The sequence below is a fragment of the Micromonospora sp. NPDC053740 genome (genome assembly GCF_040677775.1).
In the GTDB taxonomy this organism is placed as follows: Bacteria; Actinomycetota; Actinomycetes; order Mycobacteriales; family Micromonosporaceae; genus Micromonospora; species Micromonospora alfalfae.
Window position 1 is genome coordinate 217735 of sequence record NZ_JBFASO010000010.1, and the last position, 25941, is coordinate 243675.

The window sequence follows — 25941 nt, forward strand, 5'->3', positions numbered from 1 at the left end:
CCGGCCGGTCAGCAGAGCAGGTCGAGGTGGTGGTGGGCGTCCTCGGCGATCTCCTCGTGCCGCAGCCAGCGGCGCGCCCACAGCCGGGCGGCCAACTCCGCCTGCTCGTCGCCCCACGCGGCGTGCTCGACGAGCAACGCGGTGGTCAACGCGTACGCCAGGCGCAACGCCAGACCGCGGGCGCCCGCGAGCACCGCCGACGCACCCGGGTCCACTGTCACCGCGGTGATGGTCTCCTGCAACTGCGCGACGGCGGTGGCCAGGGTGTCGGCCAGCACCGGCGACAGCGGCCGAGCCAGGTCGACGGCGGCGGTCAGCCGGCTCAGCAGCGGCGCACCGGCGTCCTCCCGGGTCAGCGCGCGCAGCACGTCCAGGGCCAGCACATTGGTGGTGCCCTCCCAGATCGGCAGCACCTGGGCGTCGCGCAGCAGCCGGGGCACGCCGGTGTCCTCCACGTAGCCGGCACCGCCGAAGCTCTCCACGTACTCGCTGGCGGAGCTGACGGCGAGCCGGCCGGTGGCCAGTTTCGCCAACGGCGCCACGATGCGCAGCTCGGCCGCGGCCTCCGGGTCGGCGCCGACCTCGACCCGGCCGAGCAGGGCGAAGGCGTGCCCAGCGAGAGCGAACGCGCCCGCCGCGTCGACAGCGAGGGTGCCCAGTGTGGCCCGGTGCAGGGGCGAGGACACCAGCGGGCCGCCGGCGACGTGCCGCACCTCGGCGTACGCGCGGGCGTAGGCGAGACCCCGTCGCATCCCACCGGCCGCCGCCGCGGCGTTGTGCACCCGGGTCACCACGACCAGGGTCATCGCCCGGACCAGACCGGGCACCGCGGGGTCACCCAGTGGAAGGGCGTACGCGTCGCGCAGGCCGATCTCGGCGGTGGGCAGCGCCCGGGTGCCGAGCTTGTCCTTGAGCCGGTGCACTGTGACACCCGGTGCGGGTGCGCCCGGTGCCGCGCCGTCGCCCAGCGGCGAGTCGACCGCGTACCGGGGAACGAGAAACGGGGCGAGCACCCGGCTGCCCCGCCCGGCGCCCTCCGGCCGGGCCAGCGCCACCGCCATCGCCGCGTCGGCGGCGGAGCAGAACCACTTTTCCCCGGTCAGCCGCCACGAACCGTCCGCCGCGGGTCGGCCGAGCGTGCTGGAGCGGCCCAGATCGGAACCGCCCTGCGCCTCGGTCATCCACTGCCCGCTGGTGATCGCCGTGGCCGGGTCCGTGGAGATCAGCCGGGGCAGCCACGCGTCGCGGACCGTGGCGTCGACGTCGGGCATGCTGAGCAGCGCCGCAGCCCCGTCGGCCATCGCCACCGGGCAGGAGAACGTCGCCGACTCCGGCCCGTACAGGTGCAGCAGGGCGTGCTGCACGACCCGCGCGGCGGCACCCCAGGTGCCCCGGGCGTCCGGCAGGTAGGGCAACGCCACCACGGCGTGGCGGGCGGCGGCGGCGCGTTGCGTCTGCCAACCGGCTGAGGTGTCGATGCGGTCGATGCGGGCACCCCACGCGTCGTAGCGGACCAGCGTCGGCGGGTGCGCCTCCGCGTCGGCGTGCGCCGCGCGCAGCGGCCCGGTGACGTCGGCGGCCAGGTCCGCGAGACGGCCCTTCGCGGCGGCGTGCCCGCCCGGGCCGAGGTGACGCTCCAGCCAGGACCGCAGCAGGCCATCGCTGGCGTACGGGTCGACGGGGGGTGGTACCGGCTGCACGAAGCGGCTCATCGATCGGCTCCTGGCACTGCTCGGGGGTGTGCGCCGACGGTAGACGATGCGGAGCCGCCGCGAACAGGGCACACCCGCCCATCGGGCACACCCAGTTTCCGGCTTGTCGCCCGTCGGCGTGAGCGTCTTCTCTACGGTCGGTAGTCGTGGGTGCGGGCCAGTCGTGGAGCCGACCGGCCCGGCGTCACCGCCCGATGCGCACCGGGTTGGCGTTCGCCGGGTTCGGCGTGGCGCTGTGCTGCGTGGGGGTGGCCGGGTTGGGGGCCTGGAACCTGCAGACCGTTCGGCAGGCCGCCGGCCCGATCCGGGAGACCGCCGACGGTTTCCTCAGCGAGGTGGCCCTCGGTGACAGCGACCGGGCGTACGAGCGGCTCTGCGAGGACGCGCGCAGCCGCTGGAGCGCGATCGGCTTCACCAGTTGGGTGCGGACACCACCGATGGTCACCGACTACGAGATCACCGACGTGTCGGTCGCCACCCGCAGCGGACGACCGCACGGCACGGTGACGGTGAAGCTGACCCGCGACGGCGGGCTCAGCGAGGAACGTCGCCTGCCGGTGGTCCGTGAGGACGGGAACTGGCGGGTCTGCGGTGACCCCTTCTAGACCCCCGGTCGCCGCCCCGCTACGCCCGCAACTGCTGCGACCACGGGAGGGGGTGCAGCCGACCACCTCGACCGAACTCTTCTTCGACCTGGTCTTCATCTTCACCATCACCCAGTTGTCGCACTACCTGATCGCGCACCCGGACTGGCGGGGCGCGGGTCGTACCGGGCTGTTGCTGGCGCTGGTCTGGCTCGTCTGGGTCTACACCACCTGGCTGACCAACTGGCTGCAACCGGACCAGGGACCGGTGCGGACGATGCTGATCGGGGTGGGGCTGGCCAGCCTGCTGTTGTCGGCGGCGATCCCGCAGGCGTTCGGCTCGACCGGTCTGCTCTTCGCGCTGGTCTACGTGATCGTGCAGGTGGGTCGCACCCTGTTCTCGTTGTGGGCGGTGCAGGGCAGCCCGTGGTTGGTGGCCGGATTTCAGCAGTCGCTGCCGTGGATCACGGGGACGTCGGTGCTCGTGGTCCTCGGTGGCCTGGTCGGCGGGGCCGCCCGGGACGCGGTGTGGGCGGCGGTGATCGTGATCGAGGTGGTCGGCCTCTCGATCGGCTATCCGCTGCCGCGACGGGGACGCAGCCGACCCGAGCGGTGGATGGTGGAGGGCGGGCACCTGGCCGAACGGTGCGCGGCGTTCGTCCTGATCGCGCTGGGGGAGTCGATCCTGGTCACCGGCAGCACCCTCACGTCGCACGTGGACCTGGTGACGTCCGGGGCGTTCCTGCTGGCGTTCGGCGGTTCGGTGGCGCTGTGGTGGGTGTATTTCGCCCGCTCAGCCCCGGCTGCCACGGAGGTCATCGCCGGGGCCGGGGAGCGCACCGGCGGGTTGAGCCGAGTCGCGTTCAACTTCCTGCACCCGGTGATCGTCGCCGGTGTCGTCGTCACGTCAGCGGCCGACGAGCGGTTGCTGCGGGAGCCCGGCGCGTCGGCGACCACTGTCGACGTACTGCTCACCCTGGGTGGTCCCGCGCTGTTCCTGGCCGGGCACGCCGCCTACAAGGCGCTGCTGTGGCGGACGCTGCCGATCAGCCGGGTCACGGCGGTGGTGGTCCTGCTGGCGCTGATGCCGGTCGGTGTGGTGCTGGAGGCACCCGTCGCGGTGTGCGCCGCGGTGGCGTTGGCGGTGACGGTCGCCGTGATCCTTACCGACCGGTTCCGGGTGCGAGCCGCCGCACGGCAACAGTCCTGACCATACGGCCGCGTCGGGTCGGTTCTAGGACAACGGCACAGTAGGTGGGCCGGCGGATGGTTAGCGTGGGTCACCGGCCCTCCGGGTGACCTTCCGCAGTGCTCGGACGAGCGGAGGCGACCCGATGACGACCGCGCAACAGACCTGGCCACAGCGATGGTTGGTGCTTGTCGCCGCCGCCGGCTACGGCAAGACCACCGCCCTGGAGACGATCGGCGGCGACGGACCGACAACCTGCCACCGGGCGACCGACCTGATCGGGGCGGCGTCACACGCCAGCCCGCCGCCCCTGGAACGGGTCGCGGTGGACGAGGTGTCCGCGCTCACCGCTGACGACCAACTCGCCCTGGTTCGCCTGTTGACCGCGCTGCCGGGTCAGCCGGCGGTGACACTGGCCGCCCGGCAACCGCTCACCGCCGCGGCGTTGAGCGCCTGTGCCGTACCCGTTGTCGAGCGTGGGCCGGAAACGCTCGCCCTCAGCCGGGACGCGGTCGCCCGGATCCTGCGCGACGAGCACGCGGTGCCCGACAGCGACCTGGCCTACCTGGTGTACGAACTGACCGCCGGCTGGCCAGCGTGGGTGCACCTCGCCGGCGACGCCCTCGGCCGACAGGGCGTCGGCCGGCGGGAACTGCTCGCCGCCCTCACCGAGCCCGGCACCGCGGGCGGGCACTTCGCCCGCGACGAGGTCCTCGCCGACCTGCCCGCGCCGGTGGCGCGTCTGCTCGGTCGCGTCCACGACCTCGACCCGATCAGCGCGCCGCTGTGTGCGGCCGTCGACGGTCACGCCGTCGCCGAGGGCACCGCGGAGGCGCTGCGCTGGGCGACCCGTACCGGACTGTTGGTCGCCCACCCCCGCCGGCGCCCCGGTCGCACGCCGCCGACGTTGCACCTGGTCCGGGTGCTCGCCGAGGTGTTGGCGCAACAACCGGGCCGGCCCGAGGCCGCAGAACGCCGTCGGCGGAACGACGCCGCCGACTGGTACCTCGCCAACGCGTACCCGCTGGCGGCGGCCCGAGCCCTGCACGACGCGGGGGACACCGCCCGGTGTGCCGACCTGATCGCACGCCACGGCGGGGAAATGCTCGCCGCCGGCGGGGCGCCGGACGTCACCGACCTGGTAAGCGCGTTACCGCAGGCCGACCAGAGCCCCGACATCCGACTGATCCACGGTGAGGCGCTGCGAATGTCCGGGTCGGTGACCCAGGCGGCACGGGTCTTCGCCCCGCTGCTGGCGCAGGCGGACCGCGACCGTCGCTGGCCGGCACGGTTGCTCTGGCGGGCGGCGATGGTGCCGTACCTGCGTGCCGACTATGGCGGCGCCCTGGCCGTGCTCGACCTGGTCGGTACACAGGCGCCGGCCACCCCGCCCGGCCCCGACGACGTGCTGGTGCTGGCCTGGCGCGCCAGCACCCTCGCTCAGCTCGGCCAGGTCGAGGACGCCATCACCACCGGGACCCGGGCGCTCGCCGTGGCGCAGCAACTCACCGAGGACGCCCCGCTGGCGGCGGCGCACATCGCGGCGGCACTGACCTCGTCCGGCACCCGCCGCGACGGGCACCTCGCCGAGGCCCTGGCGGCGGCGGAACGCGCGGGCGACCTGGTCCAGCAGGCGCGGGTCCTGGTCAACCAGGCGCACTGCCTGCTGCGGGAGGCCCGTTACCCGTCGGCGCTGGCCACCGCCGTGCGGGCCGTCCGCGCGGCGGAACTCGCCGGCCCGCCGGGTGTGCTGGTGACCGCGCTGCACAACGCCGGTGAGGCGCTGCTGCGGCTGGGGCGCTACGACGAGGCGACGCTGCACTTCAGCCGGTCCACCTCGGTCTCACAACGGTTGGGACTGCGCAGGGCGGCGGCCGGTGTCTACGGGATAGCCGAGGTCGCTCGCCGTCTCGGCCGACGGGAGGAGGCGTTGGCGGCCTTCAGCGAGGCGGCGGAGCTGGCCCGCGACGTGGGAGACCTGCAGGTGCTCATTCCGGCGCTTGTCGGCCTGGCTCGGCTGCGGTGCGAGGGCGGGGGCGCCGACCTCACGCCCGCCCGCGCCGCCGCCGACGAGGCGTATCGTCTCGCGCCGGCGTACCTGCTCTCGTCCGCGCTTGTCGCGACGGGCTGGGTGGCGTACGCCGGGGGTGATCTGCGGGTGGCCCGGCGGCGGGCGGCCGAGGCAGTCGGCGCGGCCCGGGCCGGGCGTCAGTCCGACGCGTTGGCGGAGGCCCTGGAACTCACCGCCGCGGTCGCCGCCGAGCCGGAGGCGAGTCGCGCCGCGTTGCTGGAGGCCGCAGAGATCTGGCAGGCGGCGGGCGCGGGTCCGGCCGCCGAGCAGATCACCGTCCTGCTCGGCCGCGTCCCAGGTGCCGACGGCGCGCAGCGGTCGGCGGCGCAGGTGGCCGCCGACCGGTTGGTGGCGCTCGGGGTCGAGACGGTCGACGGACGGCAGTTGTCCGAGACCTCCGCCGGCAGCGGTGCCGTCGAGGTGCGGGTGCTCGGCCGGTTCGAGGTCGTCGTCGACGGGCAGGAGGTCCCGCTGCCGGCGTGGCGGTCCCGGCAGGCCCGTACGCTGCTGAAGATCCTCGTCGCCCGGCGTGGCCGTGCCATGGGGCGGGCGGAACTGTGTGAGCTGTTGTGGCCCGACGACGAGCCGAGGCGCACCGCGCACCGCCTGTCGGTGCTGCTGTCCGCCGTGCGTGCCGTACTCGACCCGACCCGCCGGTGGCCCGCCGACCGGTACGTCCGCGCCGACCTGACCGGCGTACGCGTCGACCTGACCCGGGTGGTCGTCGACGCGGAGAGCCTCCTCGCCGACGTCCCCCGGGCCGAGCGCGTCGCCCGCGACGGTGACCCGGCGCGGGCCCGTGAGCTGCTCGCCGAGGTCGACGCCGCCTATCGGGGGGATGCCTTCGCAGACGAGCCGTACGAGGACTGGGCCGACGGACTGCGGGAACAGACCCGCTCGGTGTGGTTGCGGGCCCTGCGCGAACTCGCCCGCCTGTATCGGCGCGACGGTGCCGCCGACCGGGCCGCCACCACCCTGGTCCGGCTGCTCGACGCCGACTCCTACGACGAGTGGGCGCACCGCGCGCTGGTCGGGACGCTCGTCGGCGCCGGCCGGCACGGTGAGGCCCGCCGGGCGTTCGACAGGTGGTCCGGGGCGATGCGCGGGATCGACGCACCGCCCCCGGATCCGGGTGTGCTGCGCGGACGGGCAGGTCAGCAGCTGTAGAGGTTCTCGTTGCCCGCGCCGGTGTCCACGTACGAGTAGAAGATCGCGCTCGGGTCGGCCTCGTCGTCCTCCGCGCAGGTGTCCACGCCGGGCCCCCCGTCGAGGGAGTCGCCGTCGGAGACAACACCCCAGACGGTGACGCCGGCCACCCCGATCAGCAGGTCCGCGCCGTTGGAGCCGGAGAGGTAGTCGTCGCCGTCGAGCCCGGCCAGCACATCGTCGCCGGCCCCGCCGACGATGATGTCCCCGCAGCCGTTGCCGAAGATGATGTCGTCACCGCCGCCGCCGTGGATCGTGTCGACGCCACCGCCGCCGTAGATGGTGTCGTTGCCGCCGAGCCCGTAGATCTCGTCGGGTCCGCCGCTGCCGTAGAGGACGTCGTCGCCGTCGGTGCCCATGATCGGGTCGCCGTCGCTGCTGGCGCACGGGTTCGCGTCCGGATCGGCGTGCGCCGCGACGCCACCGACGCCGACTAGAGCACCGCTGAGCAGGAGGGCAGCCAGAATTGCCGCCACTCGGGTACGCATGATGGAACCTCCTGTTCGTGGGCCCCGTCCGGAGCCCGGCGACGCCACGATGACGTCGCGCGCACTGTCGCAGCCGCACGTCATCGTGGCGTCAGTACGACGCGCTGCTGATGCCCTCCTGACGACCGTGCGGAGTCTGATCCCACAGCCGTCGTCGACAGTCGACGAGGCAGTGCGGAGGGAAAATCCAATGAAGCGGAAACTGGCTGGTCTGGCAGTGCTGACCGGCATGGCGGCGGCCACGACGTTGCTCGTACCGGCGACCCCGGCGCAGGCGTCGGTCGGCCTGTACCGGGTCGCCGCCACCAGCGTCCTGGACGCGACGAACTCCAAGACGATGCCCATCTCGTGCAACGGGGCCGATCAGGTCGTCGGTGCCGGCGGGCGGATCAACGACGGTCAGGGCGACGTCCTGATGACCCGCGTGTACGCCGACGCCGCCCTGCACACGGTGACGGTGGTCGGGGTGGAGGCCAACGCCACAAACGTGCCCTGGTCGGTGGGCGCGTTCGCGGTGTGCGCCCCGGCCGGCACGGTGGCCGGCCTGCAACTGGTCACCACCACATCGGCGAACAACGCCCTCGACAAGGTGGGCATCACCGCCGTCTGCCCACCGGGCAAGAAGACCTTCGGCGGCGGGTACCGGATCGACAACGCCAACGGGGCGGTGGCGATCGACGAGCTGGCGTTCACCCCGGCGCTCGGCTCGGTGTCGAGCACCGCGTACGTGTTCGGCGCGCCGGGCAACTTCACGTTGCAGACGCAGGCGTTCTGCGCCAACCCGCTGCCGGCGATGGCGTTGAGGGAGGCGACGAGCGCGCTCAACGCGAACTCGCCGAAGCCCGTGACGACACCGGCCTGCCCGGCGGGGTCGCAGACCGCAGGGGTCGGCGGCGTGCTGAACGGGCTCCTCGGGGCCGGCTCGGTGACGACCCTGCTGCCCAGGGCGACGCTGGACGCGGCTGAGGCGACCGGATGGGAGATCGTCGCGTTCGCAGCGGCGTGGAACCTCAGGGCGCAGCAGGTCTGCGTGGGCTGATCCACCCGTGCCCACGGCCGGCCGTCCCCAGCACGGGGGCGGCCGGCTACCGCGGCGGGCACCTCAGTCGCGGGGGCCGAGGTCGCCGCTGCGGTAGTGCCGGCGGCAGAGCACCTGGTAGCGCACCTCGGCGGTGTCGACGGTGTCACCGATGACGACCTGGGCGCCCTCGCGGACGACCCGCCCGTCGACGACGCGGGCGTTGAGCAGCCCTTCGCGGCCGCACCAGCAGAGCACCTCGACCTGGATGCGGGCCACCTCGTCGGCCAGCTCGAACAGGCGTTGCGCGGCGGGGAACAGCCGCGACCGGAAGTCGGTGGCCAGGCCGAAGGCGAACACGTCGACGTCGTAGCTGTCGACCAGCTCGGCCATCTGCTCGACGTGCTCGACGGTGTAGAAGCACGCCTCGTCGCAGATCAGGTAGTCGACACGTACCCCGTCGGCCCATCGGCCACGCACCAGGGCACGCAGGTCCAGGTCGTCGGTGACCTCGATGGCCTCGTGGGCCAGGCCGATGCGGGTGGTGACCTGCGGTCCCAGCGACCTGTCGATGCGGGTGGTGACCAGCCCGCGCCGGCCCTGCCGGGCGTGGTTGTAGTTCATCTGCAACGCCATCGTGGACTTGCCGCAGTCCATCGGCCCCCAGAAGAACTTCAACGCCGCCGCGTGCACCGGACGCCCGTCGAGCCCGCGCGCGGCCGCGCACCCGGCCGGGGCGTGTGGCTGGCCGGGGAACGGGTGGGCCAGGCAGGTCGGGGCGGTGGCGGCGTCGTCGGTCACGGTCGGGCAGCCTAGCCCATTGACCGGCCCGGATCGGTCGGGCGCGGGACCCGTGCTCAGAGCACCCGGGGTGGGGTGTTGCCAGCGGCCACGATGGCACGGCGGATCGGCACGGCGGCGAGCAGCAGGAACCCGACCACGAAGAAGATCAGCAGTGAGACCAGGCCCACCCGGTACGAGGCGGTGAGTTGGAACACCAGGCCGAAGGCGAGCGGGCCGAGCCAGCTGGTGCCCTTGTCGCTGATCTCGTAGAAGCCGTAGTACTCGCCCTCCTTCCCGGCCGGGATGAGCTGGCTGAACAGCGACCGGCTCAGCGCCTGGCTACCGCCGAGGACCAGGCCGATGGCCGCGCCGAGGACCATGAACGGCACCGGCGCCTCGGCCGGCAGCCGGAACGCGCCGATGATCACACCGGTCCAGAGGACCAGGCTGAGCAGCACGGTCTTCCAGGCGCCGATGTGTCGGGCCAACGCGCCGAGGCCCAACGCGCCGCCGAAGGCGAGGAACTGCACCAGCAGGATGGTGATGATCAGGGTGCTCTGGCCCAGCCGCAGCTCCTCGGTGCCGTACTGGCTGGCCAGGGTGATGACGGTCTGGATGCCGTCGTTGTAGACCAGGAACGCCAGCAGGAAGAACAGCGTCAACGGGTACGCCTTGACCTCCCGCAGGGTGTGGCCCAGCTGCCGGAACCCGTCGGTGAGCACGTTGCCCCGCCGGGCCAGCGCCGCCGCCGCGCTGGGGCGTTCCCGCAACCAGCGCAGCGGCACCAGGGTGAACACCGCCCACCACACCCCGGCGGAGACGATCGACCAGCGGGCCAGGTCCAGAGTGCGCTGCGGGTTGTCGTCCTCGCTGAACAGGGTGACCGCCACCAGGTTGAACGCCAGCAGCAGGCCGCCGCCCAGGTAGCCCAGCGCCCAGCCGCGGCTGGAGATGCCGTCGCGTTCGTCGGGGCCGCCGAGCTGTGGCAGGAACGAGTTGTAGACCACGACGGCCGCGCCGAAGGAGATGTTGGCGACCAGGAAGAGCGCCCCGCCGAGCAGGTAGCGGTCACCGGTGACGAAGATCATCGCGATGGTCGCGCCGGCGCCGGTGAACGCGGCGCCGCCGAGCAGTCGCTTCTTGTGCGCCGACCGGTCGGCGATAGCCCCGATCACCGGCAGCACGAACACGGTGAGGAACACCGACAGCGAGATCAGGTACGGGTAGTAGGACCCGGCCGCCACCCGGATGCCCAGCGGGTGCACGTACCCGTCGCAGGTGTCCGCGCCCAACTCGCACCCGGCGGCCAACTCGGCGACGGTGGTGATGAACGGTCCCAGGAACACGGTGATGACCGTGGTCTGGAACGCGGAGTTGGCCCAGTCGTAGATGTACCAGCCGCGCCGCTCCCGGCGGGTGCTCGCCGGAGGCGGGGTGTCGTCCACCGTGGGGGTCACGGTCTCGGCCATCGGGGGTCCTTCGATCCTCAGGCGGCCCAGTGGCCGCGGCTGCGGTAGACGTCGCGCAGCACGCCGACGTGATCGGTCATGATGCCATCCACGCCACGATCCAGTAACTCGTGCATCTGGGCGGGTTCGTCGATCGTCCAGACGTGCACCTGCAGGCCGATGCGGTGGCAGTAGTCGAGGAACCTGCGGTCCACCACCGGCACCCGCCCGTAGCGCGGCGGCACCTGCGCGGCGACCACCGACGGCGGCAGCCGCAGCGGACGCCCGTGCAGGGAGGCAAGCCGCAGCCGGGCGACGCCGCGCATGCCCAGGCTGGTGGCGACGCGTCCCTCGGTGAGCGCGCGCAGCCGGGTCAGCCGGGCGTCGCTGAACGAGGCGAGCAGCACCCGGTCGTCGGCGCCGGCCCGGGTCACTGTCGCGACGGTCGGCGCGACGCCGCCGTCGGCCTTCACGTCGATGTTGAAGCGGACCTGCGGCCATGCCCCCAACACCTCGTCGAGCCGGGGTACGACGGCGGCGCCGCCGACGCGTACCGAGGCGAGGTCGGCCCAGCTCATGTCGGCGATGCGTCCCGCCTCACCGGTGACCCGTTGCAGCGTCGGGTCGTGGAAGATCACCGCCACGCCGTCCGCTGTGGCGTGCACGTCGGTCTCCACGTACCGGTAGCCCAGCCCGATGGCCCGGGCGAACGCCTCGGTGGTGTTCTCGTCGCCATCGGCGGCCCCGCCACGGTGGGCGAACGCCAGCGGCGCCGGTGCGTCGAGGTAGCCAAATCGGGTCAACACGCGACGCAGTATGCCCTCGGTTGGTGACCGGCGGGTGGCCGGCCGGCGTCTGTCGCCCGCCCGCGCCGCCGCGCCGCCTGGTGATCGACTCGGATTCCGGAAAGTCGCGGTGTCCGCGGCGCGGGCATGCCCCGGCTTGCAGGAAACCGAGTCGATCTTCCTGCCTCTCTCAGCTCCAGTCGGTGTGGTAGCCGTCGTGGCGCAACAGGTCCAGCAGTTCGGCGTCGCCGGGCCGGTGGACGTGGGTGAGAGCGGCGGTCAGCTCGTCGACCCCGACCGGGTCCGGTCCCTGCACCTCGATCGCCCGCACCCTGGCCCCATCGGCGCGATAGAGCGCGACGGACGGATCGCTGTTGTCGGTCTTGTGGGTCACGATCAGCGTGCTCCCGCCGCCCAGATCGGTGCAGGTGCGCAGCCGTGGCGAACCGCAGTCGACGCCGTCGGGCAGCCCGCTCGTGGGTTGCGGCACGCGGAGCTGCCAGAGCACCGGCACGGCCCGACCGTCGGCGGTACGCAGCGGGTAGGCGACGTCGAGGCCGCCACGCTCCAGCCAGCCGACGACGCCGGGCCCCGTCGCGCCGTCGGGGAGCAGCAGTTGGTCGCGGGGCCACGGTGCGGATCGGGTCAGGTCGGCGAGATCCCGCCGGTCCTTGGCCTGGTGGTGCGCCGTGCGCAGCCCGGCGTAGCCGATGGCACCGACGACGAGGAGTACCACTGCGGTGAGAACGAGAGAGCGGCGCGACACTTGATCATTATCCCCCGTCGCCGGTACGGCTCAGGTGCCCGGGCACCTGAGCCGTACCGGTCAGCGCTCCAGGAGCCGGAGCGTCTCGTCCCAGAGGAGGTCCGCGTTCTTGTCATCGAGGGCGTACGGGAGCACGCCGCTCCTGCCGTCGATCGGCTCGGCGATGACCTGGGCCTCGTTGCAGTCCTCGAAATAGCGGCCGGTCACACCCTCGACCTCGGGGCTGGCGGCCAGCAGCACCGAGGTGGCCGCGCCCTGCTGGGTGGTCTTCCAGCCCGGCGGCACCTCCAGGCGGTTGCCCTGCTCGTCGAGCGCGCCGACCCAGCGCAACTGCGTGTCGTCGAGGTGCCGTTGCAGGTTGGTCATGATGCCGCCGGGGTGCAGGGCATTGGCGGTGATGCCGTCAGCGGCCCAGTTCTTGGCCGCTGCGACGGTGAACAGGATGGTGGCGGTCTTCGACTGGCCGTACGCCGACCACGCCTCGTAGGGCCGGGCGGCGAAGTGGATGTCGTCGAAGACGACCGGCGACTGCTGGTGGGCCGACGAGCTGACGACGACGATGCGGGCTCCCCGCGCGGCGGCCAGCGCGTCGCGCAGACCCAGGGTCAGTGCGGCGTGGCCGAGGTGGTTGGTGGCGAACTGCGCCTCCCAGCCGTCGGCCGTCCTGGTCAGCTCGGGCACGGCCATGATGCCGGCGTTGTTCACCAGGATGTGCAGCGGGCCTGTCCAGCCGGCCACGAAGGCGTCGATGGAGGCGCGGTCGGCCAGGTCGAGGTGGTCGACCCGGATCTTGCCGGGCGCCCCGCCGGCTGTGATGTCGGTGGCGGCGCGCTCACCGGCGGCGGTGTCGCGTACGGCCAACGTCACCTCGGCGCCGGCGTCGGCCAGCGCCCGGGCGGTCTCAAGGCCGATCCCGGACGCGCCGCCGGTGACGACGGCCCGCCGGCCGGTGAGGTCGACGCCCTCGATCACCTCAGCAGCTGTCGACTGGGACGAGTAGGGCGTGATGATTCGTGACATTTCGGGCCTCCAGGGGTGCACGATCATGGCGTATCGGGGTGGGGTGTGTCAGCGGTGCAGCAGCCGCAGAGCCCGGCGCAGCCGGTCGCGGAACTCGTCCCTGGAGGTCGAGGTCGACTTCCAGGTGAGCGCCGCGGAGAAGAGCAGGTCCATGACGTCGTCCGCGGTCCGCCCCTCGTCGAGCAGACCGGCCGGGGCGGCAGCCTCGATGTGGGCTCGCAGTGCCGCCTGAGCCCGCACCTGGTAGTCGTGGAACATCGAACCCAGCTGCGGCTCGCTGTTCTCCAGCAGGTCGTTGAGGTCGCGGGCCATCTGGGTGTCGATGTACGAGCCCATCAGGGCGTCCAGCCCGGCCACGACCCGCTCGTCGAAGCTCGGCGATCGGTCGGCGAGGCAGGCTTCCATGGCGTGCTGGGCGCGCTCCATGACGCCCTGCATGGTGGCGCGGTACAACTGCTCCTTGTTGGGGAACATCAGGTACAGACCCGGTCGGGAGATGCCCGCCGCCTTGGCGACCGCCTCCATCGACGTCTTCTGGAAGCCGTAGCGCCCGAAGACCGCGACCGCCGCTGCCAGGACGGCGGCGCGCTTGGGGTCTTCGACATTCGTCTCCACGGCGCTCATGCTAGACAGATTAGACGACTTTTCAAAAGTTGTCTAACGCGTCCAGCGGAGCGGTCAGGTCGAGCGGCGGCGGTGCGCCCGGGTGAGGTCGCTCGGGCGGCCGGGGTCGACGTGGCGGGGCAGGTCCGGCTCGTCGGGGCGCAGCGGGGCGAGGGTGTCGGTGAGCGCGTCGATGATCCGGTCGGTGGCGCGGCGGGCCGCACCGGGGTTGGCGGCCGCCGTCTCGCCCAGGTCGACGGGGGCGCCGAAGTGCACCCGGATCACCGGGCGGCGCCACAGCGAGCGGGCGATGCCGCGCAGCATTCCACGGGGCGCCCGGTAGGGCAGCACCTCGTGCGCGCCCCACTGAGCGACCGGGACGACCGGAGCGCCGCAGGCCAGGGCGAGGCGGGCGGCGCCGGTCTTGCCGCGTTCGGGCCACAGGCCGGGGTCCAGGCCGATGCGCCCCTCGGGGTAGATGAGGATCACCGAGCCGCGCGCGACGGCCGTGGCGGCGTCGTCGAGGGCCCTGTGCACGGCGCTGGTGCCCCGGTCGACCCGGATGTGCCCGGCGTGGCGCATGGCGGCGCCGAACACCGGGACGCGGAACAGGCCGGCGGTCGCCATGATCCGCGGGGCGATGCCGCGGGTCTGGCAGGCGGCGGCCATGACCACCGGGTCGAACGGGCTGATGTGGTTGGCGGTCAGCACCAGCGGGCCGCGACGCAGGTGCGCCGGGACGTCGCCGGTGACCTCGAGGCGGGCGAGCAGGCCGACCAGGCCCCGGGTCAGCAGCAGGGCTGCGCGCCAGATCAGCGGCGGCTGCCAGGTGGCGTGTGCGGTGTCCATCAGCGCGCCATCGTCGCACGCGTCGGCGGGGCCGCGAGGGCGGGTCGGGTGATCAGGGTCATTGGTCCCGGGTGTGTTCGGGCCGCCCGGCCCTGCCCAATCGTCTACGACGAGCAGTAGTATTTACTACGTCTTGTAGTACGGATGGTTGGGGGATTTCAGGTGGACGCGTTGGACGTTGCCCGCTGGCAGTTCGGTGTCACCACCGTCTACCACTTCCTTTTCGTGCCGCTGACCATCGGCCTCTCCGTGCTGGTGGCCATCCTGCAGACGATGTGGCACCGCACCGGCAACGAGCGCTATCTCAAGCTCACCAAGTTCTACGGCAAGCTGTTCCTGATCAACTTTGCCATGGGCGTGGTCACCGGCATCGTGCAGGAGTTCCAGTTCGGCATGAACTGGAGCGACTACTCCCGCTTCGTCGGCGACATCTTCGGCGCACCCCTGGCTATCGAGGCGCTCGTCGCGTTCTTCCTCGAATCCACCTTCATCGGCCTGTGGATCTTCGGCTGGGACCGGCTGCCCAAGCGGGCACACCTGGCCAGCATCTGGGCCGCCGCGATCGGCACCAACCTCAGCGCGTACTTCATCCTCGCCGCGAACTCGTTCATGCAGAACCCGGTCGGCTACCGGATCAACCCCGACAGCGGGCGCGCCGAGCTGACCGACTTCCCGGCCGTGCTGACCAACAAGGTCGCCCTGATCACCTTCCCGCACACACTGGCCGGCTCATTCCTGGTCGCCGGGTCACTGGTCGTGGCGGTCGGCCTGTACCACGTGATCCGCAACCGCGACTCCGCCGACACCGGCGCGTACCGCTTCGCCACCAAGTTCGGCTCCTGGGTGGTCCTGGTCGCCTCCGCGGCCGTGCTGTTCACCGGCGACATCCAAGGCAAGATCATGACGGACGTGCAGCCGATGAAGATGGCCGCCGCCGAGGGCCTCTACACCACCGAGAGCCCCGCCTCGTTCTCCGTGCTCACCATCGGCAGCCTGGACGGCAGCCGCGAGGTGTTCGCCCTCAAGATCCCGTACCTGCTGTCGTACCTGGGCACCGGCGACCCGAACGGCACAGTGCACGGCATCAACGACCTCCAGGCCCAGTACGCCACCCAGTACGGCGCGGGCAGCTACACCCCGATCATCCCGGTCACCTACTGGAGCTTCCGCTTCATGATCGCCTTCGGGATGGCGGCCGGCGCGATCGCCCTGCTGGTGCTCTGGAGCCAGCGCAAGGGCCGCACCCCGAGCAGCAAGTGGCTGCTGCGCGCCGGGCTGGCCATGCCGGTGCTGCCGTTGCTGGCCAACTCCTTCGGCTGGATCTTCACCGAGATGGGCCGCCAGCCGTGGATCGTCTTCGGCGAGATGCTCACCCGCAACGGAGTGTCCCGCAGCGTCTCGCTGGCCGAGGTGCTCACCTCGTTCACCGCCTTCACGCTGATCTACGCCACCCTCGCCGTGATCGAGGTCAAGCTGCTGCTGCGCTACGCCAAGGCCGGCGTACCGGACGTCAACGAGCAACCCCCCACCGACGACACCGACGACGCCGAGCGCCCGCTCGCCTTCGCCTACTGATCACCGGAGCCTGCCGTGGACCTCACCACCATCTGGTTTCTCCTCATCGCCGTGCTCTTCACCGGGTACTTCATCCTGGAGGGCTTCGACTTCGGCGTCGGCATGCTGCTGCCCGTGCTCGGCCGCGACGACCGGGAACGCCGCGTTCTGATCAACACCATCGGCCCCGTCTGGGACGGCAACGAGGTGTGGCTGATCACCGCCGGTGGCGCCATGTTCGCCGCGTTCCCCGAGTGGTACGCCACCCTCTTCTCCGGCTTCTACCTGCCGCTGCTGCTGATCCTGCTGGCCCTGATCGTCCGGGGGGTCGCCTTCGAGTACCGGCACAAGCGCCCCGAGGCGTCCTGGAAGCGCCGGTGGGACGCGGCGATCGTGGTCGGCTCGCTGCTGCCGGCGATCCTGTGGGGCGTCGCCTTCGCCAACATCCTGCGCGGCGTGCCACTGGACGCCGACCACGAGTACGTCGGCGGCCTGCTGGACCTGCTCAACCCGTACGCCCTGCTGGGTGGCGCGACCACCCTCGCGCTGTTCCTCACCCACGGCGCGGTTTTCCTCGCCCTCAAGACCACCGGCGACATCCGGGAGCGTGCGGGCGCGCTCGCCGTGCGCCTGGGTGTGGGCGCCGCAGTGCTCGCGGTCGGGTTCCTGAGCTGGACGTTGAGCATCCGCTCCAGCGCGGCCGCCGTCGTGCTCGCCGTCGGCGCGGCCCTCGCCCTGCTCGGTGGTCTGGCCGCCGCCAGGGTACGCCGAGAGGGCTGGGCGTTCACCGGCACCGCCGTGGCGATCGGGCTCGCCGTGGCGACCCTGTTCGCGGCGTTGTTCCCGAACGTGCTGCCCTCCACCCTGGACGCTGCCGGCACGCTCACGGCCACCAACGCCGCGTCCACCCCGTACACCCTGAAGATCATGACCTGGGTGGCGGTGATCTTCACCCCGATCGTGCTGGCCTACCAGGGTTGGACGTACTGGGTGTTCCGCAAGCGCATCGGCGTGGCCAACATTCCGCAGCACTGACCGACAGGGTGCGTGGCCCCCTGGCTGGCCGAGCTTCCCCACCCGCCCCCGCGGTGCACGTGCACCCCGACCTGAACGCACCCGCACCCCGCACCCCGCCGATCTTGCAGTTTCGGTTGCTGAAATACGAGCAATGCCCCTTATGCCGTGACAGCAACTGCAAGATCGCGGGTGCGGCGCGGTCGATCATGGAGTTGTGGTGCCTGGTTTGGCGTGATCACGGGTGCTTTGGTGTCCACCACAACTCCATGATCGGCGGGAGCGGGGGGCCGGCGGCATGCTGGGCGAAAATCGGCGGTCGGCGCGCGGCCGCCCCGCTACGGTGTGCCGATGCCCGCCACTGTGCACGTACGCGAACTCACCGCCGACGACCTCGACGCCGCCTGGGAGCTGGGCCGGTTCGCGTTCGGCTCCGAGCCGCAGCGGCCCGCGCACCACACCGCCACAGTGCCCGGCCTGACCCGTTACGGCGCGTTCGACGACAGCGGTCGGCTCGTCGGGAAGGCCGTCGACCTGCGCCACGACCAGTGGTGGTCGGGCCGGGCGGTGTCGGCCGCCGACGTGGCCGGGGTGGCGGTCGCTCCCGAGGCCCGCGGCCGGGGCGTAGCCCGTGCCATGCTCACCGCCTTGCTGCGCGGCGCACGTGAGCGCGGGGCGGCGGTCAGTGCCCTCTACCCGACCGTCGCCGCCCCGTACCGGGCCTGCGGGTGGGAGGCCGCCGGTGTGCTGCGTACCGTGAATGTGGCCACCGCCGCGCTGCCTCGGCACCAGCCCTCCCCGGATCTGGCGGTGCGGGCCGGCACCCCTGCCGACCTGCCCGCCGTCGCCGACCTGTACGAGCGGGTCACCCGCCACCGCAACGGCATGCTGACCCGCCGGGGCGAGTTGTTCGACTTCTTCGCCGCCGACGGGGGCCTGCCCGGTGACGGCCTCACCCTCGTCGAGGCCGACGGCAAGTTGGTCGGTTACGCCACCTGGCAGCGGGGCCGCGGCTACGGGGCCGACTCGGTGCTCACCGTCGACGAGGCGCTGGCCGTCACCGCCGACGCCGCTCGGGAACTCGTCGGGGTGCTGGGCAGTTGGGCCAGCGTCGCGCCGACCCTGCGGCTGTGCCCGCTCGACGGGGACGCGGTCAGCCGCCAACTGCCGTTGGAGTCGGCCCGCGAGCACGAGCGGGACCTGTGGATGCACCGTCCGGTCGACGTGGCGCGGGCGGTGACCGCACGGGGGTGGCCCGCCCACGCCCGGGGCGCCGTCGACTTCCATCTCACCGACACGTTCGCCGACTGGAACTCCGGCACCTGGCGGTTGGCTGTCGCCGACGGCGCCGCCGAGCTGACCCGGGTCGGCGGCGAGGCCGACCTGCGGTTGGACGTGCGCGGTTTCGCGCTGCTGTACGCCGGGGCGGCGCAGGCCCGCTCGGTCGCGCAGGCCGGGCTGCTGCACCACAGCCCGGGTGTCGACCCGGCCGCATTGGACCTGCTGGGCGTTGGAGGCCCGGCGCAGTTGCTCGACTACTTCTGACCGACCAGGCCCGGCGCGGGCCACTGACAGGTTGGTGCTGACCGACCGGGCCCGGCACGTGGGCCACTGACAGGTTGGCTGGCTCCGGCCCGGCGTGCGGCAGGACCGGGCCCGTGCCGACGGGTTCTTGCCGGTCAGGTCGGGGTAGCGGCCAGTTCGGCGTTGGCGCGCTGAGTGACCAGGGCGAGCGCCCGGGCGGCGGCGCTCGCCTCGTCGGCGGGGATGTCCGCGTAGAGGCGCGCGCTGATGTTCGCGACGGCGTCGGCGATGCGGGCCTGCACGGCATGACCTGCGTCGGTGAGCCGCAGCCGTGGTACGTCGGCGTCGTGGTCTGCCTGGGCGAGGTTCGCGTCGACGAGAGTGGTGAGCACCCGTTGCACCTCCTGCTCGTCGACCTTGAGGGTGCTGGTGATCCGGTGCGTGAGGTGGGCGCGTTCGGCCGGGCCGTTGGCGAGGACGTTGAGGGCGAGCAACTGGTTGAACTCGATGCCGAGGGGAGCGGTGGCCCGTTCGAGCAGGGCCCGGGTGGCGTAGTGGGCCTGGCCGATGACCTGGCCGTTGAGGGTGGGGACGGTGGACATGACGCCTCCTTCGATACGTTGGCCGAACCAACGTTGGTTGGACCAACGTAGCATCAGATCGTGGGTCGCGCCAACGATTACTGGTAGGCTGCGCCGCATGGACAACACGGCCCCGCAGTCACCCGCCGGGCTCAGCACCACCCCGACCTGGCTGCTCAACCAGACCGCCGGTCACGCCGCCCGCCTGCTCAGCGAGGGGTTCGCCGCGCACGACCTGCGCGGCTACCACTACCGGCTGCTCGCCACCCTGGCCGAGGACGGGCCCGCGAGCCAGGCCGACCTCGGCCGGCGCTGCGGCATCGACCGCAGCGACGTGGTGGCCGCCATCAACGACCTGGCCGGCCGAGGGCTCGTGGTGCGTGCCCCCGACCCGGCCGATCGCCGCCGCAACGTCATCAGCGCCACCGACGCCGGCGCCGACGAGGCCCGCCGGATGGGCGCGACCGTCGAGCGCGTCCAAGCCGACCTGCTCGCCCCGCTGTCCGCCACCGAGCGCAAGCAGCTGACGCGACTGCTCACCCGACTGCTGCACCACCACAGCCGGCACTGACCCGGCTCAGCGGGCCTCGCGCAGCTCCGCCAGCCGGGCCTCGATCTCGGCCAGCTCCGCGCGCAGCTTCTCTGCCTGCTGCTCCGCCTCGGCCCGCTCGGTGCCGAGGATCTGCTCCACCGCCTCCTGCACCCCCGGCACGTCGACAAGGGCCACCATCTTCAACGCCTCCGCCGGCTTCACCACGTACGGCTTCGCCAGCGCCTTGCTGCCCTGCTGCGCGGCGACGGTCCACTCCCCGTCGGCGTACGCCAAGGTCACGGTGAGGCCCGCGGGGCCCTTCGGCTTGACGGCCTTGACCGCCCGCCGCGCCGGCGGCTTCTCCGTCTGCTCCACCTTCGGCTCCTCCTGTCGCTGCGCGGGCACCCGCGGCGTGTCCAACACGAACTCCGGCGCGGCCACCGCTGGCGGCTCGGGCTCGGGCTCCGGCTTCGGCTCCACCACCCGACGAGTGACGCCCTTGGGCGCCACGGCCAGGTCGGCGGGGGAGAACGGCAACTCGTCGCGGCCGAAGCGCACCACCACGAACTCGTCGGACACCTCCGGGTCGGTCAACTCGATCACCTGACCGACCTGACCGGCGATCTGCCCCGCCGCAGCGGTGAACACCACCCGCGGTTTACGCCCGGCCGCCAACGACTCCCGGATGCTCTGCACCTCGCTAGTGGACAAACCCTGGCCGGCATCCATCACAACCCTCTTCCGTACACCTGTTTGATTGCTGTCTTGATACCAGCCGACTGCGACACCCGCCGCACGGGGCTCGCGCCCCGCTCAGCCGCCCAGCGCCCGCAGCGCCCGGTCCGCGTGCTCGTTCATGCTGACCTCGCTGTGGATCACCTCGATGATCCGCTGGTCGGTGCCGATGACGAACGTCATGCGCTTCATGCTCAACGGCCCCAACGGCACCCGCCGCTTGACCCCGAACTGCTGCGCCACCGCGCCGTCGACGTCCGACAGCAGCGGATAGTCGAAGCCGTGCAGCTTCGAGAACTCGGCCTGCTTCGCCACCGGGTCGCGGCTGATGCCCACCCGCGTCGCGCCCAGCGCCGTGAACTCCGCCGCGAGGTCGCGGAAGTGGCAGCTCTCCGCCGTGCACCCCCGGGTCATCGCCGCCGGGTAGAAGAACAGCACCACCGGCCCGGCCGCCAGGAACTCCGACAGCCGCCGTGGCGTGCCCGTCTCATCAGGCAGCTCGAAATCATGCACCTCGTCGCCGACACCCACACCCGCCACCGCGCACCTCCGTCGTCTGATCGACCGCGCGGTGAGCGTAAGCGATCACGCCCAGAGCGCCGCCACCTCGTCGGCCACCACGTCGGCCTGGGCCCGTCCGGCCCGCGCCGCGCCCGCGCGCCGGGCCGGGTCCAGCACGTTGCGGCCGATCGCCGTGCGCGCCGCCGCGTCCGGCGTCAGCACCACCACCCGCGACCCGGCCGCCCGCAGCGCGTCCACCTGCGCCGACAGCCGTGGCATCGGCCCGAACGCCGACGACGTCGGCGCGAGCACCAGCACCCTGCGCGCGTCCGCCGCCAGGTCCGCGTTCACCGTCGAGCGCATCCCACCGTCGACGAAGCGGCGCGCGCCGATCGTCACCGGCGGCCACACCCCGGGCACCGCGCAACTCGCGCCCACCGCGTCCACCAGGGACACCCCGCTGTCGCTGTCGAACACCACGAACTCACCGGACGACGCGTCCACCGCCGTGATCAGCAGCCGCTGCCGCGGCCACTCCCGGACCGGCAGAAGGGCCTCGATCACCGGCCGTCGCGACGCCTCAGACTCGGTACGCGCCGCCACCGCCATCGCCCCGATCCGGGCCCGCGCGCGCACCGCGTCGCGGGTCCGCCCACCGGCCCAGATCAACCGCGCCAGCGTCGCGAAACCCAACCGTGCCGCCAGCGCACTCGACGGCGGCGCCAACTGCTTGCTGTAGAAACGCTCGACGGGCAACCCGGAGCACACCTGCGCGCCGACCACCGAGCCCGCCGACGTGCCAACCACCAGATCCGCCCCGGTGACCGGTACGCCCCGTTCGACCAACCCGGCCAGCAGCCCCAACTCCCAGGCCACCCCGGTCACCCCGCCACCGCCGAGCACCAACGCCCGCTGCATGTGACTCTCCTCTCGACGACCGACCCGCGCCGGTCACGGTAGCGTCGGCACGACCATCGCGCAGGCGTCAGACTCCCGGGGAGGCACCGTGGCACCCGTCACCGTCATCACCGGCGGCGGCCGGGGCATCGGCGCGGCCACCGCCCGCCGGCTCGCCGCCGCCGGTCACCACGTCGCCCTGTGCTACCGCCGCGACGAGGCCGCCGCCACCGCCGTCCTGGCCGACCTGCGGGCCGTCGGCGCACAGGCCGTCGCGGTACGCGCCGACACCACCGACCCCGAGCAGGTGCACGCCCTGTTCGACGCGGCCGCCCAGCTCGGCCCGCTCACCGGCCTGGTCAACAACGCCGGCGTCACCAGCCTGATCGGGCCCTTCACCGAGCTGCGCGTCGAGGACCTGCGTCGGGTCGTCGACGTCAACCTCGTCGGCTACGTCCTCTGCGCCCAGCAGGCCGCCCGCCGGCTGACCGACGGCGGGGCGATCGTCAACGTCTCGTCGGCGGCCGCGACCCTCGGCAGCCCGGGGGAGTACGTGCACTACGCCGCCGTGAAGGCCGCCACCGACACCCTCACCGTCGGACTGGCCAAGGAACTCGCCCCGAAGGGCATCCGGGTCAACGCCGTGGCCCCCGGCATCGTGCGTACCGACATCCACGCCGACTCCGGGGTGCCCGACCGCGCCGAATCCGCCGTCGGTCGCATCCCGCTGGGCCGCGCCGGCGAACCCGACGAGATCGCCGCCGCCATCGCCTGGCTGCTCGGCCCGGACGCCTCGTACGCCACCGGGACCGTGCTGCGCGTCTCCGGCGGTCTCTGACCACGCCTTCACACGGTCGGAGACCGCCGGATCCGGCTCAGTGGGTGAACAGCTTCGCCGCGGTGACGACGGTCTGGGCGACCCCGTAGCCGAGCAGCGCCGCCACCACCAACCAGGAGATCCACAACCGGGCCTGCTGCCCGGGTCGGCTGTCCTCACTCATCGCGTACCACTCCTCTGCGCCGTCGTGTCCTCGTCCAGGTCCCGATCCGCGTTCTCATCCGTGCTCTGCTCCGTCGACGGTTCGTGGTAGCGCTGCGGCACCGGCCGCACCAGCAGGTTCGCCACGAAGCCCACGGCCAGCACAACCACCATCGTGAACAGCGCCGGACGGTAGGCCGCGGCGGTCAGCGAGCCCGGCTCGCCCTGCGCGTCGAGGAACCCGTTGACGATCAGCGGACCGGCGATCCCCGCCGCCGACCACGCGGTCAGCAGCCGACCGTGGATCGCACCGACCTGGAAGGTGCCGAACAGGTCCCGCAGGTACGCCGGCACCGTCGCGAAGCCACCGCCGTAGAACGACAGGATCACGCAGGCCAACAGCACGAACAGGGCCGTCGAGGTCTGCCCGACGAGGGCCAGCAGCGCGTAGAGCACCATGCCGACACCCAGATACACCAGGTAGATCGGTTTGCGGCCGATGAGGTCCGAGGTGGACGACCACACGAACCGCCCGGCCATGTTGAACAGCGACAGCAGACCCACGAACCCGCCGGCCGCGGCGACGGTCACCGCCGAGGTGCCGTTGTCGCGGAAGAAGTCCTGGATCATCGGGCTGGCCTGCTCCAGGATGCCGATGCCGGCGGTCACGTTGCAGAACAGCACCACCCACAGCAGCCAGAACGAGCGGGTCTTCACCGCGTTCGCGGCCGACACGTTCGCCGTGGTGACCAGCGGCTTCGCCGCCACGCTCGCCGGGTCGAAGCCGGCCGGCCGCCAGTCCTGCGCCGGCACCCGCACGTTCGCCACCCCGAACATCATGATCACGAAGTAGCCCAGGCCGAGCGTCACGAACAGCCACACCAGGGCGCTGCCCGACGCCGTCGACCCCGCGTTGGCCGGGTCGTAGCCGGCGTCGTAGAACGACAACAGTTGCCGCGACAGGGGAGAGGCGACCATCGCTCCACCACCGAACCCCATGATCGCCAACCCGGTGGCCAGCCCCGGCCGGTCCGGGAACCACTTGATCAGGGTGGAGACCGGGGAGATGTAGCCGATTCCCAGCCCGATGCCGCCGAGCAGCCCGTAACCCAGGTACAGCAGCCACAGCTGCTTCGTGGCGATGCCCAGTGAGCCCACCAGGAAACCGGCCGCCCAGAAGCAGGCGGAGACGAACATCGCCTTACGCGGTCCGTTCGCCTCCACCCAGGTTCCGGCGACCGCGGCGGACAACCCGAGCATCACGATCGCGATGCTGAAGATCACCCCGATCGCCGTCTGGCTGGTGTCGAAGTGGGCGATCAGGGAGTTCTTGTAGACGCTTGTGGCGTAGACCTGACCGATGCAGAGGTGGATGGCCAACGCGGCCGGGGGGATGAGCCACCGGCTGTAGCCGGGTGGCGCGACGGTGTGCCGACGATCGAGTGCGGAAAGCATGCGTTGCTTCCTCTCCGATGAGGACGAGAAACGTCGCCCCCAACGTGCCCGCACCACTCGTCAGCGGCAAACCTCGCCGTCGCCGGACGGTCGTTCCGCTGAGCTGAGCGGTCACTCAGCGCCTGCGGCGGCCCTGTGATCGACTCGGCTTCCGGAAAGTCGGGCCATCGCGGCGACCCCGACACCGCGACATGCCGGGAAACCGAGTCGGTCACTCCGCCGTCGGCTCGGGCCGCGACTACCGCAGGGCCGGCAGGTGCCAGCCGCCGGCCAGCGCGTCGGCGTCCGCCGGACCCCAACTGCCCTTCTCGTACGACTGCACCGCCGCCGGCAGATCCAGGATCGGCTCGACGATGCGCCACTCCTGCTCGATCGTCTCGGCCCGCGCGAAGCGCAGGTGCTGCCCGTCCATCGCGTCGTCGAGCAACCGCTCGTACGCCTCCTGCCGGCGACCGAAAGCCGAACCGAAGTCGACCGACAGATCCACCGGACGGCTCGCCACCTCGGCGCCCGGGCTCTTCGCCTGGATCGACATCGTGATGCCGTCACCACGCCCGAGGCGGAAACGCAGCAGGTTCGCGGCCCTCGCCGTGCCCCGCTCGGCGGGGATCAGCGAACGCTGCGGCTGCTTGAACTCGACCACGACCTCCGTCGCCGTCCCCGGCAGGGACTTACCGGTGCGCAGGTAGAAGGGCACGCCCGCCCAGCGGGGCGAGTCGACAGTCAACCGGGTCGCCACGAACGTCTCCGTGTTCGAGTCCGCCGCCACGCCCGGCTCGTCGCGGTAGCCGGCGTACTGCCCCCGGACTGTGGACTCCGGCGACAGCGGCGCGATCTGCCGCAGCACCGTGGCCTCCGCCTCCCGGAACGCCTCGGTGTCCTCGCTGGCCGGCGCCTCCATCGCGATGAGCGCCACGACCTGCAGGATGTGGTTCTGCAGCACGTCCCGGGTCGCGCCCACGGTGTCGTAGAAGCCGGCCCGACCCTGGGTGCCGAACCCCTCGGCGAGGGTCACCTGAATGTTGTCGATGTGCTCGTTGTTCCACAGCGGCTCGAACAGCCGGTTGGCGAACCGGAAGGCATAGAGACCCTCGACGGCTTCCTTGCCGAGGTAGTGGTCGATGCGGAACACCCGCTCCGGCGCGAAGGCCGCGCCCAGGGTGCGATCCAGCTCGCGGGAGGACTCCAGGTCACGCCCGAACGGCTTCTCCACGATCACCCGACCCCGGTCGGCCAGACCCACTGACGCCAGGCCCTCGACGACGGAGCCGAACACCGCCGGAGGGATCGCCAGGTAGAAGACCGGCTGCTCGGCGTCGCGCAGCCGCTCAGCCAGCCGCTGGTACGTCGTCGGGTCCGCGTAGTTGCCGGAGATCATCGAGAGGTTGTCAGCCAGCCGATCGAAGGTCTCGTCGTCGATCTCGTCATCGGCCTCGGTGACCGACTTGCGTGCCATGGTGACCAACTGCTGATCGTCCCAGGGGGAGCGGGCCACGCCGATCACCGGAACGTCGAGGCGGTCGCGCCGGGTCAACTCGTACAGCGCCGGAAACAGCTTCTTCGAGACGAGGTCACCCGTGACGCCGAACAGCACTACCGCGTCTGAGCGCATGTGCATGGCACTTCCCATTCGATCATCCGAACCTG

The 25941-nt window shown here is 72.1% G+C and carries 25 protein-coding genes; 9 read left to right on the top strand and 16 right to left on the bottom strand.

Going from position 1 to position 25941, the window contains the following annotated elements; translation table 11 throughout:
- Positions 1–8 precede the first annotated feature (8 nt).
- Positions 9–1712 (bottom strand): acyl-CoA dehydrogenase family protein, encoded by a 1704-nt coding sequence (locus AB0K35_RS25530; protein ID WP_363888163.1) that lies wholly within the window; start codon positions 1710–1712, stop codon positions 9–11.
- Positions 1713–1906: 194 nt separating this feature from the next.
- Between AB0K35_RS25530 and AB0K35_RS25535 the strand changes: the two genes are divergently transcribed.
- From AB0K35_RS25535 to AB0K35_RS25545, 3 genes are all read left to right on the top strand, one after another.
- The gene (locus AB0K35_RS25535; RefSeq protein ID WP_238669873.1) at positions 1907–2317 is read left to right on the top strand and encodes a hypothetical protein; all 411 of its coding nucleotides are present in this window, start codon (positions 1907–1909) and stop codon (positions 2315–2317) included.
- Positions 2304–3506: a low temperature requirement protein A gene (locus AB0K35_RS25540; RefSeq protein ID WP_238669820.1), complete on the top strand. Its 1203-nt coding sequence runs from the start codon at positions 2304–2306 to the stop codon at positions 3504–3506. The genes AB0K35_RS25535 and AB0K35_RS25540 overlap by 14 nt, the downstream gene beginning before the upstream one ends.
- A 124-nt stretch (positions 3507–3630) precedes the next feature.
- Positions 3631–6723, top strand: a complete 3093-nt coding sequence (locus tag AB0K35_RS25545; RefSeq protein WP_238669819.1) for a BTAD domain-containing putative transcriptional regulator — start codon at positions 3631–3633, stop codon at positions 6721–6723.
- On the opposite strand, the gene AB0K35_RS25550 is transcribed toward AB0K35_RS25545, so the two are convergent.
- Entirely contained in the window at positions 6711–7250 is a 540-nt protein-coding gene (locus AB0K35_RS25550) for a calcium-binding protein (protein WP_238669818.1), read from the bottom strand. The genes AB0K35_RS25545 and AB0K35_RS25550 overlap by 13 nt on opposite strands.
- A 190-nt stretch (positions 7251–7440) precedes the next feature.
- Here AB0K35_RS25550 and AB0K35_RS25555 point away from each other — a divergent pair, with 190 nt between their 5' ends.
- Complete coding sequence (locus AB0K35_RS25555) at positions 7441–8289, top strand: hypothetical protein (protein WP_238669817.1); 849 nt, start codon at positions 7441–7443, stop codon at positions 8287–8289.
- A 63-nt stretch (positions 8290–8352) separates the two neighbouring features.
- On the opposite strand, the gene AB0K35_RS25560 is transcribed toward AB0K35_RS25555, so the two are convergent.
- The 7 genes from AB0K35_RS25560 to AB0K35_RS25590 form a co-directional block, all read right to left on the bottom strand.
- Positions 8353–8961: a thymidine kinase gene (locus tag AB0K35_RS25560; RefSeq protein ID WP_238660175.1), complete on the bottom strand. Its 609-nt coding sequence runs from the start codon at positions 8959–8961 to the stop codon at positions 8353–8355.
- 164 nt (positions 8962–9125) lie between these two features.
- A complete protein-coding gene (locus AB0K35_RS25565; RefSeq protein WP_357363410.1) occupies positions 9126–10520 on the bottom strand; it encodes an MFS transporter in 1395 nt (464 codons plus the stop codon).
- A gap of 17 nt (positions 10521–10537) precedes the next feature.
- Positions 10538–11305 (bottom strand): glycerophosphodiester phosphodiesterase, encoded by a 768-nt coding sequence (locus tag AB0K35_RS25570; protein WP_363888168.1) that lies wholly within the window; start codon positions 11303–11305, stop codon positions 10538–10540.
- 169 nt (positions 11306–11474) lie between these two features.
- Positions 11475–12050: a hypothetical protein gene (locus tag AB0K35_RS25575; RefSeq protein ID WP_238669814.1), complete on the bottom strand. Its 576-nt coding sequence runs from the start codon at positions 12048–12050 to the stop codon at positions 11475–11477.
- A 60-nt stretch (positions 12051–12110) separates the two neighbouring features.
- The gene (locus AB0K35_RS25580) at positions 12111–13070 is read right to left on the bottom strand and encodes an SDR family NAD(P)-dependent oxidoreductase (RefSeq protein ID WP_363888171.1); all 960 of its coding nucleotides are present in this window, start codon (positions 13068–13070) and stop codon (positions 12111–12113) included.
- A gap of 48 nt (positions 13071–13118) precedes the next feature.
- On the bottom strand, positions 13119–13694 hold the full coding sequence (locus AB0K35_RS25585; RefSeq protein ID WP_363888173.1) for a TetR/AcrR family transcriptional regulator: 576 nt from the start codon (positions 13692–13694) through the stop codon (positions 13119–13121).
- Positions 13695–13748: 54 nt separating this feature from the next.
- Positions 13749–14522: a lysophospholipid acyltransferase family protein gene (locus AB0K35_RS25590; RefSeq protein WP_363888175.1), complete on the bottom strand. Its 774-nt coding sequence runs from the start codon at positions 14520–14522 to the stop codon at positions 13749–13751.
- Between the two features lie 162 nt (positions 14523–14684).
- Here AB0K35_RS25590 and AB0K35_RS25595 point away from each other — a divergent pair, with 162 nt between their 5' ends.
- The 3 genes from AB0K35_RS25595 (at position 14685) to AB0K35_RS25605 (ending at position 18635) form a co-directional block, all read left to right on the top strand.
- Positions 14685–16097, top strand: coding sequence for a cytochrome ubiquinol oxidase subunit I (locus tag AB0K35_RS25595; protein ID WP_238669810.1), 1413 nt, complete (start codon positions 14685–14687; stop codon positions 16095–16097).
- Positions 16098–16112: 15 nt separating this feature from the next.
- Positions 16113–17111, top strand: a complete 999-nt coding sequence (cydB, locus tag AB0K35_RS25600) for a cytochrome d ubiquinol oxidase subunit II (protein ID WP_363888177.1) — start codon at positions 16113–16115, stop codon at positions 17109–17111.
- 330 nt (positions 17112–17441) lie between these two features.
- Positions 17442–18635, top strand: coding sequence for a GNAT family N-acetyltransferase (locus AB0K35_RS25605; RefSeq protein WP_363888180.1), 1194 nt, complete (start codon positions 17442–17444; stop codon positions 18633–18635).
- Positions 18636–18769: 134 nt separating this feature from the next.
- Here AB0K35_RS25605 and AB0K35_RS25610 read toward each other — a convergent pair whose 3' ends face one another.
- A complete protein-coding gene (locus AB0K35_RS25610) occupies positions 18770–19216 on the bottom strand; it encodes a hypothetical protein (RefSeq protein ID WP_238669807.1) in 447 nt (148 codons plus the stop codon).
- A gap of 97 nt (positions 19217–19313) precedes the next feature.
- Between AB0K35_RS25610 and AB0K35_RS25615 the strand changes: the two genes are divergently transcribed.
- A complete protein-coding gene (locus AB0K35_RS25615; RefSeq protein ID WP_238669806.1) occupies positions 19314–19766 on the top strand; it encodes a MarR family winged helix-turn-helix transcriptional regulator in 453 nt (150 codons plus the stop codon).
- Between the two features lie 6 nt (positions 19767–19772).
- On the opposite strand, the gene AB0K35_RS25620 is transcribed toward AB0K35_RS25615, so the two are convergent.
- The 3 genes from AB0K35_RS25620 to AB0K35_RS25630 all read right to left on the bottom strand — a co-directional run bounded on the left by AB0K35_RS25620 (position 19773) and on the right by AB0K35_RS25630 (position 21881).
- On the bottom strand, positions 19773–20456 hold the full coding sequence (locus AB0K35_RS25620) for a hypothetical protein (RefSeq protein WP_238669805.1): 684 nt from the start codon (positions 20454–20456) through the stop codon (positions 19773–19775).
- Between the two features lie 84 nt (positions 20457–20540).
- Entirely contained in the window at positions 20541–21002 is a 462-nt protein-coding gene (locus AB0K35_RS25625) for a peroxiredoxin (protein ID WP_308193510.1), read from the bottom strand.
- A gap of 45 nt (positions 21003–21047) precedes the next feature.
- On the bottom strand, positions 21048–21881 hold the full coding sequence (locus tag AB0K35_RS25630) for a patatin-like phospholipase family protein (protein ID WP_238669804.1): 834 nt from the start codon (positions 21879–21881) through the stop codon (positions 21048–21050).
- An 88-nt stretch (positions 21882–21969) separates the two neighbouring features.
- Here AB0K35_RS25630 and AB0K35_RS25635 point away from each other — a divergent pair, with 88 nt between their 5' ends.
- A complete protein-coding gene (locus AB0K35_RS25635) occupies positions 21970–22698 on the top strand; it encodes an SDR family oxidoreductase (protein WP_238669803.1) in 729 nt (242 codons plus the stop codon).
- Positions 22699–22735: 37 nt separating this feature from the next.
- Here the strand turns inward: AB0K35_RS25635 and AB0K35_RS25640 are convergent, their stop codons facing one another.
- The 3 genes from AB0K35_RS25640 to zwf all read right to left on the bottom strand — a co-directional run bounded on the left by AB0K35_RS25640 (position 22736) and on the right by zwf (position 25912).
- Positions 22736–22861 carry a hypothetical protein gene (locus tag AB0K35_RS25640; protein WP_256442137.1) on the bottom strand — a complete coding sequence of 42 codons (126 nt, stop codon included), beginning with the start codon at positions 22859–22861 and terminating at the stop codon, positions 22736–22738.
- Entirely contained in the window at positions 22858–24294 is a 1437-nt protein-coding gene (locus AB0K35_RS25645; protein WP_363888183.1) for an OFA family MFS transporter, read from the bottom strand. The genes AB0K35_RS25640 and AB0K35_RS25645 overlap by 4 nt, the downstream gene beginning before the upstream one ends.
- 238 nt (positions 24295–24532) lie before the next feature.
- Entirely contained in the window at positions 24533–25912 is a 1380-nt protein-coding gene (gene zwf / locus AB0K35_RS25650; RefSeq protein WP_363888186.1) for a glucose-6-phosphate dehydrogenase, read from the bottom strand.
- Positions 25913–25941 lie beyond the last annotated feature (29 nt).